General features: G+C 27.6%; 15 protein-coding genes and 1 tRNA gene. 11 read left to right on the top strand and 5 right to left on the bottom strand.

The window, feature by feature from the left end:
- Nucleotides 1-18 precede the first annotated feature (18 nt).
- The 7 genes from hisB to AC5YF9_RS07065 are packed head-to-tail and all read left to right on the top strand — an operon-like array spanning nt 19 to nt 3886.
- Entirely contained in the window at nt 19-609 is a 591-nt protein-coding gene (gene hisB, locus AC5YF9_RS07095) for an imidazoleglycerol-phosphate dehydratase HisB (protein ID WP_415303970.1), read from the top strand.
- Between the two features lie 5 nt (nt 610-614).
- Nucleotides 615-1241, top strand: a complete 627-nt coding sequence (gene hisH / locus AC5YF9_RS07090; protein WP_415303969.1) for an imidazole glycerol phosphate synthase subunit HisH — start codon at nt 615-617, stop codon at nt 1239-1241.
- Nucleotide 1242: 1 nt separating this feature from the next.
- Nucleotides 1243-1965, top strand: a complete 723-nt coding sequence (gene hisA / locus AC5YF9_RS07085) for a 1-(5-phosphoribosyl)-5-[(5-phosphoribosylamino)methylideneamino]imidazole-4-carboxamide isomerase (RefSeq protein ID WP_415303968.1) — start codon at nt 1243-1245, stop codon at nt 1963-1965.
- Nucleotides 1958-2713 (top strand): imidazole glycerol phosphate synthase subunit HisF, encoded by a 756-nt coding sequence (gene hisF, locus AC5YF9_RS07080; RefSeq protein WP_415303967.1) that lies wholly within the window; start codon nt 1958-1960, stop codon nt 2711-2713. Before hisA ends, hisF begins: the two co-directional genes overlap by 8 nt.
- A gap of 2 nt (nt 2714-2715) precedes the next feature.
- Nucleotides 2716-3021: a phosphoribosyl-ATP diphosphatase gene (gene hisE / locus AC5YF9_RS07075; protein ID WP_415303966.1), complete on the top strand. Its 306-nt coding sequence runs from the start codon at nt 2716-2718 to the stop codon at nt 3019-3021.
- A complete protein-coding gene (locus tag AC5YF9_RS07070) occupies nt 3021-3386 on the top strand; it encodes an HIT domain-containing protein (protein ID WP_415303965.1) in 366 nt (121 codons plus the stop codon). The genes hisE and AC5YF9_RS07070 overlap by 1 nt, the downstream gene beginning before the upstream one ends.
- Nucleotides 3383-3886, top strand: a complete 504-nt coding sequence (locus AC5YF9_RS07065) for a GNAT family N-acetyltransferase (protein ID WP_496169891.1) — start codon at nt 3383-3385, stop codon at nt 3884-3886. The genes AC5YF9_RS07070 and AC5YF9_RS07065 overlap by 4 nt, the downstream gene beginning before the upstream one ends.
- A gap of 4 nt (nt 3887-3890) precedes the next feature.
- Here AC5YF9_RS07065 and AC5YF9_RS07060 read toward each other — a convergent pair whose 3' ends face one another.
- A complete protein-coding gene (locus AC5YF9_RS07060) occupies nt 3891-4361 on the bottom strand; it encodes a LolA family protein (RefSeq protein WP_415303963.1) in 471 nt (156 codons plus the stop codon).
- Between the two features lie 83 nt (nt 4362-4444).
- Nucleotides 4445-6535 carry a DNA translocase FtsK gene (locus AC5YF9_RS07055; RefSeq protein ID WP_496169890.1) on the bottom strand — a complete coding sequence of 697 codons (2091 nt, stop codon included), beginning with the start codon at nt 6533-6535 and terminating at the stop codon, nt 4445-4447.
- Between the two features lie 65 nt (nt 6536-6600).
- On the opposite strand from AC5YF9_RS07055, the gene AC5YF9_RS07050 reads away from it, so the two are divergent.
- A complete protein-coding gene (locus AC5YF9_RS07050) occupies nt 6601-7014 on the top strand; it encodes a hypothetical protein (protein ID WP_415303962.1) in 414 nt (137 codons plus the stop codon).
- A 161-nt stretch (nt 7015-7175) separates the two neighbouring features.
- Nucleotides 7176-7697 carry an FAD-dependent monooxygenase gene (locus tag AC5YF9_RS07045; RefSeq protein WP_415303961.1) on the top strand — a complete coding sequence of 174 codons (522 nt, stop codon included), beginning with the start codon at nt 7176-7178 and terminating at the stop codon, nt 7695-7697.
- A gap of 3 nt (nt 7698-7700) precedes the next feature.
- Here AC5YF9_RS07045 and AC5YF9_RS07040 read toward each other — a convergent pair whose 3' ends face one another.
- Nucleotides 7701-8342, bottom strand: a complete 642-nt coding sequence (locus AC5YF9_RS07040) for an LON peptidase substrate-binding domain-containing protein (RefSeq protein ID WP_415303960.1) — start codon at nt 8340-8342, stop codon at nt 7701-7703.
- Between the two features lie 96 nt (nt 8343-8438).
- Here AC5YF9_RS07040 and AC5YF9_RS07035 point away from each other — a divergent pair.
- Together AC5YF9_RS07035 and AC5YF9_RS07030 are read left to right on the top strand one after the other, a co-directional pair.
- Nucleotides 8439-8513 (top strand) — tRNA-Gly (locus AC5YF9_RS07035).
- A gap of 23 nt (nt 8514-8536) precedes the next feature.
- Nucleotides 8537-8881, top strand: a complete 345-nt coding sequence (locus tag AC5YF9_RS07030) for a 4a-hydroxytetrahydrobiopterin dehydratase (protein ID WP_496169889.1) — start codon at nt 8537-8539, stop codon at nt 8879-8881.
- On the opposite strand, the gene purH is transcribed toward AC5YF9_RS07030, so the two are convergent.
- The gene (purH, locus tag AC5YF9_RS07025; RefSeq protein ID WP_496169888.1) at nt 8871-10406 is read right to left on the bottom strand and encodes a bifunctional phosphoribosylaminoimidazolecarboxamide formyltransferase/IMP cyclohydrolase; all 1536 of its coding nucleotides are present in this window, start codon (nt 10404-10406) and stop codon (nt 8871-8873) included. The genes AC5YF9_RS07030 and purH overlap by 11 nt on opposite strands.
- The gene (locus tag AC5YF9_RS07020; RefSeq protein WP_415303958.1) at nt 10406-12037 is read right to left on the bottom strand and encodes a heparinase II/III family protein; all 1632 of its coding nucleotides are present in this window, start codon (nt 12035-12037) and stop codon (nt 10406-10408) included. The genes purH and AC5YF9_RS07020 overlap by 1 nt, the downstream gene beginning before the upstream one ends.
- Nucleotides 12038-12040 lie beyond the last annotated feature (3 nt).

Genomic DNA, 12040 nt, shown 5'->3' with positions numbered 1-12040 from the left:
ATATACGTATTTAATATTATGAGCAGAATAGGTAAAGTTTCCAGAAAAACTAAAGAAACGAGTATCAGTGTTGAAGTTAATATTGACGGTAAAGGTCATTATAAAATTGATACTGGAATAGGCTTCTTAGATCACATGCTTGAGCAGCTATCAAGGCATTCACTTATTGATTTAAAAGTTAAAGCAAAAGGTGATACCCATATAGATCTTCACCACACAACAGAAGATACTGGAATAGCAATAGGTGAAGCTTTAAAGAAAGCCTCAAAAAATTTTGTAGGAATTAGAAGATATGCGCACGCAATGATTCCAATGGATGAAACATTAACAAGAGTTGCAATCGATGTTTCAAATAGACCATACTTAATCTGGAAAGTTAAGCTGAAAGTGGAAAGACTTGGAGAAATGGACACAGAACTTTTCAAAGAATGGTTTCAAGCATTTTCTCAATCAGCGGGAATAACATTGCATATGGAAAATATTTATGGAGACAATAGTCATCATATAATTGAGTCTTGTTTTAAAGCTCTAGCAAGATCACTAAGAACAGCTTTAGAAATAGATCCTAGAAATAAAAAGAGTATTCCGTCAACCAAAGGCTCTTTATAAATTTGATGAATGTCACGATTGTTGACTATAACTCAGGAAACATCAGCTCTGTAATAAATTCCTTTAAGGAAGTTGCTAAAGACAAAGTTAATATCGAAGTAACCTCAGATTTAAATAAGATTAAATCAAGTGATAAGGTGGTTTTACCGGGGCAGGGATCGTTTAAGAGCTGTGTTGATGCATTGAATAGCGTAAATGGTTTAGTAGAAATACTCAATGATTTTGCAGTCACTAACAAAAAACCTCTTCTTGGAATTTGTGTTGGTCTACAGATGTTTGCAGATATTGGTTATGAGGAAATTGAAACAAAAGGTCTTGGTTGGATTTCGGGAAAAGTATCAAAGATCGATAATCAAAATGATAAATTCAAACTTCCACACATTGGCTGGAATGAAATTAGTATTATTAAAGAAAGCAAGATTTTTAAGGATATAAAAAATAAATCACATATGTATTTTGTGCACAGCTACGAATTTATTCCAGAAGATAAAAACGTAATTTCTGCAACAACAGATTATTCATCGAATATTGTTTGTTCTGTTGAAAAAGAAAACATTTTTGGAACTCAATTTCACCCTGAAAAGAGTGATAAAATTGGATTACAAATAATAAAAAACTTTATAAATTTATAAAATGAAAATATTTCCAGCTATAGATATTAAAGACAAGAAATGTGTAAGGCTAGTTAAAGGAGATTTTAATAATAAAACTGAATATGAAATGTCCCCAGTTGATCAAGCTGGTAAATATAAAGATCATGGTTTTAAAAATTTACACATTGTCGATTTAGATGGAGCTTTAACTGGTGAGACAGTTAACCTAGATATTATCCAAGAAATAGTGGCTAAATTTGATTTAAAAATTGAAGTAGGGGGAGGTATTAGAACCATTGATAGTATTCAAAAATATACAGATGTAGGAGTTGAAAAAGTTATTTTAGGAAGTGCGGCTATAAAAGATAAAAATTTTTTAAAAAAAGCATGTCAAAAATTTCCAAATAAAATTGCATTAGGTTTGGATGCTAAAGACGGATACTTGTCAGTTTCAGGTTGGAAGGAAAATTCCAATAAACTTACTTTAGATTTTTTAAAAGAAGTAAATGATTATGGTGCTAGTAGATTAATTTATACCGATATAAACAGAGATGGCACTAAGCAAAGCCCCAACTTTGAAGAAACATCAAAAGTTGCTGATACCTCAAACTGTCCAGTGATTGTTTCTGGTGGAGTTTCTTCAATTGATGACATTAAAAAAGCAAAGAGTTTCAATAACAATATTGAAGGAATTATAGTTGGTAAGGCCATATATGATGGAGACATTAAGTTAGAAGAACTAGTGAGAGAAATAGATGCTTAAAAATAGGATTATTCCATGTCTTGATGTTAAAAATGGGAGAGTTGTTAAAGGAATTAATTTTGTAGATTTAAAAGATGCTGGTGATCCAGTTGAGCAAGCCAAAATTTATAGCGATGGTGGTGCTGACGAAATTTGTTTTTTAGACATTACCGCCTCAAACGAAAATAGAGATACAATTTATGATGTGATTCAAAGAACCTCTAAGAAATGCTTTGTACCATTAACAGTTGGAGGAGGAGTTAGAGGAGTTGATGATATTAATAAATTATTAAATTGTGGAGCAGATAAAGTTTCAATCAATACTGCTGCAGTTCAAAATCCTGAAATGATAATTGAAAGTGCAAAAAAATTTGGCTCACAGTGTATTGTTGTTGCAATAGATGCTAAAAAAAATGGCAATAAATGGGAGGTTTTTACACATGGTGGAAGAAACAACACAAGCCTCGATGTAATAGAGTTTGCAAAAAAAATGGAAAATAGTGGAGCAGGGGAATTACTAGTTACATCCATGGATAGGGATGGTACTCAAATTGGTTATGATAATGATTTGATGTTTAAGATATCTTCGACAGTTAATATACCTGTGATTGCTTCAGGTGGAGTAGGTAGCTTAGATCATCTAGTAGACGGTATAAAATTAGGGAACGCTAGTGCAGTTTTAGCGGCTTCAATTTTTCATTATGGAACACACTCAATTAATGAAGCTAAACAATATTTGAATTTAAAAGGAATTCCAGTTAGGATTTAGGCATGTCAGAAAACCTATTAAATTTAGTAAACACAATTAGAGACAGAAAAAATAAAGATGAAGATAAATCTTATACTTCCTCATTATTATCAGGCGGTTTATCTAAATGTATAGATAAAATGGAAGAAGAATTTAGTGAGCTTAAAGAGGCTTTAAATAATAAATCTAACATAGTACATGAGGCAGCAGATACAATTTATCACATATTAGTTGTACTAGAGGCAGCCGATATTAAGTTTGAAGATGTCTTAAAAGAATTAGAAAATAGAAAAAAACAATCAGGTATTGAGGAAAAGAACAGCAGATAATGAGTTATGATAAAAACAATATTTTTGCAAAAATTTTAAGAAAAAAAATTCCATGTAAAAAAATATTTGAAAATGATCATGTTCTTTCTTTTTATGATATTAATCCTCAAAAAAAAATTCACGCGTTAGTGATACCAAAAGGTGACTATATTAACTTAGATGATTTTAATAACAGAGCTTCAGATGAAGAGATAGTTGCATTAAGTAAAGCAATTACAGAAGTTTCAAAAATATTAGGAATATCAACTGATACAGGAAAAGGCTATAGAGCCCTTACCAATTTAGATGTTCATGGAGGTCAAGAGGTTCCACATTTACACTTTCATTTATTTGGAGGCGAAAAAATTGGAAAAATGGTTGAATGAAAGAAAAAATCTTTAGAAATTATTTAGAGCTAATATCTTTTAAAGATTTTAAAGGAGCTAAAAAACCATCAGAAGATTATTCTGTGGAATTAACCAATCCAAAAGATTTCCAATTAAATAAATTTTTTTATAAGAACATAGGTAAAAACTGCCAATGGGTTGATAGACTTGCTTGGACAGATTTCGATTGGACTAAGTATGTCTCTGATGAAAAACTTTTTACTTATATTCTTAAAAATAAAGGCGAAATAGCTGGTTATTCTGAGATATTATTTAACAAAGATACAAGGGAAGTAGAAATTGCTTATTTTGGTATTTTAGAAGAGTATTTTGGAAAAAAATTAGGTGGATATCTACTAAGTGAAGCAATCAAATTTTCATTTAGCTTAGGTTGTCTAAGAGTATGGGTTCATACCTGCTCTTTGGATCATAAAAATGCTTTATTAAATTATCAATCAAGAGGCATGAAAATTTTTAAATCTGAAACATTAACTAGATAGATGCTTAATTATTTTTTGGTAAAATAAAAATTTTGTTATTTAATTTTTGATTTATTTTAACAGACGAAATGATAGTAATTACTAGGTTTTGATAGATGTCCTCAGTTTGCCACCCCATTAAGTTTAAACTCTTGTTATCAAAAAAAACATTAATTTCATTACTATTTTCAAAAAATTTAAAATTTAAATATTTACTATCAATTTCTCTTGGCTCTAAAATCTTCATTTTTGATATTAGATAATTTTTATCTAACAAGAGATTTAATGGGGTTTTACTAAGTGGATAAAGATAGTAGCTACCTTTATTTACATTTTTTATTACTAAAGATTTTCCATTAGAGACAATAATTTTTTTATTAGAATTTTCGTATTCACACCAAATTTTCTTAGGGTATTTTATAATACATTTTCCGTTTTCATTTTTATTATTAATAGTTTGAATAAAATTAAAACTCAAATTATTGGTAAGTTGCATTTGGGAAATTATTTTCTCTTTAGTCGAAGAAAAAACAGGACTATAAAAATTTAATATAAAAAATATTATTAAACCCCTAAACATTATAAAACATCTCTTTTACCAACATGATTTGCTTTGCTTACAATCCCGTCAGCTTCCATCATGTCAATAATTCTTGCCGCTCTATTATAGCCTATCTGTAACTTTCTTTGTAAAAAAGAAGTTGAGGCTTTACCCTCAGATCTAATAATATCTAATGCTGCTTGATACAATTCATCTTTTTCACTAGAACTTGATGAGTTCTCACCAATTTCTCTTTCATCTACAAAACTTAATATCTCATCTATATAATCTGGCTCTGCTTGACTTCTTAAATAGTTATTAACTTTTTCAATTTCATCGTCTGAAACAAAGGGAGCATGAATTCTAACAATACGATTAGCAGATGACATGTAAAGCATATCGCCTTTACCTAGCAATTGTTCTGCGCCTTGTTCACCTAAAATTGTTCTACTATCTATCTTAGAGGTTACTTGAAAGGATATCCTTGTTGGGAAGTTTGCTTTGATAGTCCCTGTAATAACGTCAACACTAGGTCTTTGAGTAGCCATTATAATATGAATACCAGCAGCCCTTGCCATTTGAGAAAGTTTTTGAATATAATTTTCTATTTCTTTTCCAGCAACCAACATTAAGTCAGACATTTCATCAACCACAACAACTATGTATGGCATAGCTAAAGTGTGTTTTGCATTATAGCCATCTATGTTACGAACACCTTCTTTAGTCATAAGTTTGTATCGATTTTCCATTTCTTTAACAACCCAACCCAATACAGAGGCAGCTTTTTTAGCCTCAGTAATGACAGGGCAAAGCAAGTGAGGTATGCCTTCATAAGTTGATAACTCTAACATTTTAGGATCAATTAAAATAAACTTACATTTATCAGGCGTATGTCGATAAAGAAGAGAAAGAATAATAGTGTTTATGCAAACAGACTTTCCTGATCCAGTAGTTCCAGCAATTAATAAATGTGGCATAGAAGCCAAATCTCCAACCACAGGAATTCCAGAAATGTTTTTACCTAGAGCGATTGGCAGTCTAATATCTCTTTTTACAAAATCATTATTTGAAAGAATTTCGCTAAGGTAAACATTCTCACGAGTTGAGTTAGGTAGCTCGATACCAATTGTGCTTCTTCCAGGGATAGTAGCAATTCTAGCTGATTCAGAGCTTGTATTTCTGGCAATGTCATCTGAAAGATTAATAATTTTTGATACCTTAACCCCAGCCGCTGGTTCAAATTCATTTAAAGTTACTACAGGTCCATGACTAACTTTTTTTATATCACCGCTAACACCAAAATCTAAAAGAATTTTTTCCAAAAATTCACTATCAATGTAATCGTCATCTCTTAGTTTTTCTTTATCTTTTTGTGTTGGAATTTTTAATAAACTAATAGAAGGTAACTTAAATTTTATCTTTTTATTATCAGTTTTATTTTCACTTTTAATAAAAGGTAAATCTTCTTGAATTAGACTTGTAATTTCATCTTGTGGTATAAATTCACTTATTACTTCATTTTTATTAGTATAGTTTTTTTCTTTTTTTAAAAATACAAATTTAAATATTTTTTTAATAATTCTATAAAATGAATTAATTTTAAATTGAATGCTAATTAAAAACAAAATTAAGATTAATAATACAAGAATATAATAAAAAAATTGGGAATTGATATTAATTATAGAATTTAAAAAAGTTGTTTCTAAATATTTACCAATAAAACCACCGTTACCATTAATATAAAGCATAAATGATGTTGGGTAAAAAAAGGAAAAAAATAAAGAACCAAGCAAAGAATAAAAAGTAATATAAAAAATACTCCCAATTATTGAGAAAATTTTCTTATTTATGAAAATATTTACTCCTGAAATTATAAAACTAAAGGGTATTAATAGAGCTATCACCCCAAAAGATTGCAAAAAAATATCGGCAGCAAAACTTCCACGAAATCCAAAAATATTCTTAATTTCTGTGTTTTTTGGAAAAATAAAATTAGGATCATCAGGCGAAAAAGTAATTAACGAAGCTAGCAATAAGACACCTATTGCCAAAATAGTCACACCTATTATTTCAATAAACCTATTTATACTAAAATTGATTGCATTGTTGACTAATTTTTTTAATTTCATAAATTAATAAATCTAATTAATCACTTTGTATCATCTAATTTTTATTGTTAAAATTAAAAATTATTATGAATATCTGTATTATAGGAGATGGCCTTACCAGTCTATCTTTAGCTAAAAATCTTATAAATAAAAAAATTAATGTTCACCTTTATCATAAAAATAAAATTAAAAATTTATTATCAAGCAGAACAATAGGGATATCTAAAAATAACTTAGACTTTTTTAGAAAAGAAATTCATAAAATTCCGAAGAATAATTTTTGGGAAATTAAAAAAATAGAAATTTATTCAGAAAAATTGGAGAAAGAAAACTTATTAAAATTTGAAAGTGGTAAAGATAATCTATTTTACATGTTAAAAAATGATGATCTTTACAAATCGTTAATAAGAAAAATATCAAAAAATAAATTTTTTAAAAAAAGCTTAATCAATAATAATTCTTTTTATATAAACTTGTTAAAAAAAAAAAATATGATTTAATAATTAATTGTGATTCTAATAATTTTTTATCAAATAAATTTTTTACAAAAAAAATTGATAAAGATTATGAGAACTTTGCTTACACAACAATTTTAGAACATAAAAAAATAAACAATAATATTGCTACACAAATTTTCACAAAAAGTGGTCCGGTTGCATTTTTGCCAATTTCAAATAGTGAAACATCAGTAGTATGTTCATTAGATACTAAAAATAGAAAATATAATAATAGTGAGATCTTAGATTTAATAATTAAAAATAATCCAAAATATCAAATACAAAAAATACTTAAATTGAGCAGTTTTAAGTTAACCTCATCTAATTTAAGAAACTATCAACATGAAAATATTTTAGCATTTGGTGATTTACTTCATCGGATACACCCACTTGCAGGTCAGGGGTTTAATATGACTATTAGAGATATTAAAGTGTTATCTGGTATTATTCAAAAAAAAATTGACCTTGGTATTCAATTAGATTCATCAATCTTATCTCAATTTGAAAAAGAGACAAAAAGTAAAAATTTTCTTTTTTCTAATAGTGTAGATTTTATTTATGAAATATTTAATCTTGATAAAGAAATAAGAAATAAAAGTTTTAATAAGATTTTAAAATTTTTTGGAAAAAATAAAAACTTAAATAATTTTTTTACCAAACTTGCAGATGAAGGATTAAATTTTTAGATTTTATTGAATAGTTGTATTTTCAAAATTATCATAATTATAGGTACTTAATATTTCAGCAATTTTATTTTTTCTTATTTTTAGATTTTGACTTTCTAATAAAATTTGTTTTTCCTCCAGCGAAAAAGGGGAGGCCATAGCCAATGCATTTATTGTTTCATTTAAATTTTGCTTTTCCAATGATTTCCAATTAATTACGTATCCTTTTTTTTCAAATAATGACTTTAAATCTTTAAAAATTAATTCGAGATCTGAAAATTGTAATTCTTCCTTTTGTAAATTCAAATCATCCTGATAATCTTCAAAGCTAATTTCGCCCTCACGATACGATTTATCATTTTTAATTTCTTTAGTTATTTTAAATCGTACTAATCCATTAAGATCAATCAAGCATCTACCATCTGATGTATCTTCAAAACGAGTAATTTTTCCCATACAGCCAATCTCATGAAGATCTATAATAGAGTTAATATTATTTTTCTTAGGTTGAATTAAGCCTATAAATTTATTTGTTTTCATACTGTCATTAATCATCTCAATATATCTTGGTTCAAATATATTCAGTGGGACAGTCGTATCTGGAAAAATAATAAAATTACTTAAGGGGAAGAGAGGTATAATTTTTGGCAATTTTTGTTTTTTCATTACATCTTTTAGCAAATTTTTAAAAATCTATATACCAATCAATAACTTTATTATTGCTTGCTTTAAAAAAACCGTCTATTTATAGTATTTTTATAAGCGGGTCTAGCTCATTGGTAGAGCGAATCGTTGCCAACGATTAGGTAGAGGGTTCGATTCCCTTGACCCGCTCCAATAAACTTAAAAAAAATTAACAAATGAATGATCTATTCAATAAGAAATGTGTTCCTTGTGAGGGTGGAATCTTGCCTTTTGATATAAGTGAAATACACAAATATCAAAAAAAAGTAGATGGATGGGATGTCATTGAAAATGAAAGTAAAATTTATTTCTTAGAAAAAAAATATACTTTTAAAAACTTTATTAATAGTCAGGACTTCATCAATAAAGTTGGAGAAATTTCAGAAGCAGAAGGCCATCACCCAGATATTTCTTTTGGATGGGGGTATGCAAAAATTAGAATTACCACGCATGCAATAGAAGGATTGTCAGAAAATGATTTTATTCTGGCCGCTAAAATTGATCAGATTTTTAATGTCTAAAATGTCTTGTTTTAGAAAAGACTAGAATAGTATTAGTTTGATTTGAAAATTTTATAATTTCTTTATCTCTGATTGATCCAGAGGGTTGTATTACAGCAGTAATACCTGATTGCACTAATTTTTCTATACCATCGACAAATGGGAAAAATGCATCTGAAGCTGCAACAACTTCATCATTTAAATTTTGAAATTTATTCATTTTATCTATTGCAATTTGACAGCTATCAAGCCTGCTAGGCTGTCCAGATCCAATACCCACAGTTGCTTCTTGACTGGCTAAAACAATCGCATTTGATTTAACGTATCTACAAACATTGAAAGCAAAAATTAAATTCTTTAGTTGAGATTTGTTAGGTTTTTTTTTTGAAACTATTTTAAAATTTTTAATACTGAATTTTTCTATATCTTCAGATTGAGTTAAAAAAGAATCATTAGCTGAGTTAAACCTTACTAAATTTTTCATTGTAAGGTTTGTTGCATCAATAAGACGTAAATTTTTTTTCTTTTTCAAAATTTTTAATGCCTCAAGATCAAAGCCATTTGCAATAATAACTTCTAAGAAAATATTATTTAGTTCCATTGCTAAAGTTTTATTTACTTTATAATTGCATGAAACTATTCCTCCAAAAGCACTTATAGGGTCACATGCAAGCGCTAATTGGTAGCTTTTTAAGTTACTCTTATCAATAGAAACACCACATGGGTTAGCATGCTTAACAATAACAGTACCTGAATTTTTTAGTAAAGATTTGGAAATAGTTAGGGCAGAGAATATATCATTGTAGTTATTATAACTCAGTTGTTTCCCATGAATTTGTTTAATATTTAAATTTTGAGTCTTTGAGTAAACAGCAGCTTGCTGGTGAGGGTTTTCACCATATCTTAATTTTTCAATTAAATTTCCATATATAATTTTTTTCTTAGGGAAATTATTATTTTTAATTTTGTTAAAGTAATTTGAAATAACAGCATCGTAATATGCCGTTTCAGAAAATGCTTCTAAAGACATTTTTTCTCTAAACTCAATAGACGTAGACCCTTTATTCTTTTCTATCTCATTAATTAATTCACTATATTGATCTGAAGAAGTAATGACAGTAACATCATTATAGTTTTTTGCTGCAGCCCTAACCATTGTTGGTCCCCCGATATCAATATTTTCTATAATTTTTAAATGATTATTAGTCTGCTCTAGAGTTCTTTCAAAAGGGTAGAAGTTAACAATAACAAGGTCTATTTCTTCAAAATTGTTATTTCTTAAGTCCTTGGCATGAGATTTATTATTTCTTTTACTTAATATTCCAGCATGTATTTTTGGGTGTAGCGTTTTAACTCTACCACCAAGTATTTCAGGAGAGTCCGTATATTCTGAAACCTCCAAACATTTAAACCTAAGTTTTTTGATCTCTTTATAAGTACCACCTGAACTTATCAATTCAATCTTATGTTTAGTTAAAACTTTTAAAAGATCTCTTAAATTTTTTTTATCAGAAACTGAAATCAGTGCTTTTTTTATTTTCTTCATTATAGTTTTGTAATTTCCCACTTTATAGTCTGGTTTTCATCATTAGTCATTCCAGAAATGACTATATTTTGATTATCAACAAAGAAATCTTTTCTACCAAAATATAGACCATTATCAATATTCATATTAATGTTATTAGAATTAAACTTCCAACCTTCACCATCAAGATCTATAAGTATTGATTTATTATCTTGAGTCTTCATTATCTTAATATTGGGCTCTAAATGAAATCTAATTTCAAATTTTAAATTTTTAATACTATTTTTTGAAATTATTTTATCATAACCAACAAATTTTATTTGTTCAGGGTAAAACTCCATTTCTCTCTCATGAATAATACCATATTGTCTTAAATAACCATCATGTGCTGCATTAATTTTCCAGTAATTTTTTTCAAACACAATATTTTTTTTTAATATTTTTAATCCATGAGAAATTTTTGAACTTTCGTTTTTAGTTTTATTGAATTTACATGATGATCTATCATCTAAAGTTAGAGTACTGTGTATGGCACTTGATTTTGATAGTTCATTTAATTGGTGATTATGGTTTTGAAAATATCCAGAATTACAAATTAATTTTTTCCCATTTGATATTATCTCAAAAGATAATGCACCTGCTTGATAGTTTGAAGAAAACTTTTTATCAGGACTTGAACCTATGTCCATGATTAGTGAAGTTTTTTTGTTGCTAAGAACAGCATATCCCCCCAATTCATTATTTTGATTTTTAAAACTATATCCATGTTTTTTTAAATAACGATCAAAATCAATATTATTTGTTTCATGGTTGCCGTTGAAAAGCAGATCTATTTTATTATTTTGCCAAGTGAATGTATAAGCTTGACCTAAGTAATATATATTTTCATTAATAAAATCAGGTATCTCACTTTGAGATTCTTTGAACCACTCCCTGATTAGAATAAAATATTTTAAGTAAAAGCATAATTGTCTGATATTTCTTGATTTTGGAAAACCATCATTGTCAAAAGAAAATTTTATAAGTTTTCTCAATAAGTTAAGACCTATTTTTAAATATCCATCTTTATCTTGGTAGGTTAAGCCAGTTAAAATAATAGCTGTACAACCTATCATTTTATCATCAACCCATTCTGACCGTTCTATTTCATTAATTAAATGATTAATTTGCTTTTTTATAATAGCATTAAATTGATCTTTGTAATCAGTGCTACTATCTTCATACGTAAGTCTAGAGTTGGAAGTCCAAGCAATTATTCTCTTAGCCACTATATCAACCTCCCAACTTTTAGAGTTGTAACTATGATTTTTATTAATCCATTGTAAAATTACATTTTGAGTATCTTTTTTTGAAGATCTTAAATCCAAACTAAATAGCCAAAAAAAACTATTTAAATTTTTATAATCTTTTTTTTTTAAATTTTTGTTATCCCATATTTTATTTAATGAATAATTTTCGATATTAATTTTTTTTTTATCGTACTTTATCAGTGAGTCGAGCAAGTTAGGACTCGGGTAGTATTGTAAAGAGCTAACTGTAGAAGATTTAATTTTTTTGTTATAAGTATTTGAGCTTAAATATAGAGAATGAATTTTTTTTTTAGAAAGTATATATGAATTATTAATAAAATTTAATAAATTATTAAAAATCATTAT

It is taken from the genome of Candidatus Pelagibacter sp. uisw_098 (assembly GCF_059512505.1).
Note: the sequence above shows the minus strand (reverse complement) of the source record. Positions and strands in the feature narration are given on the sequence as shown.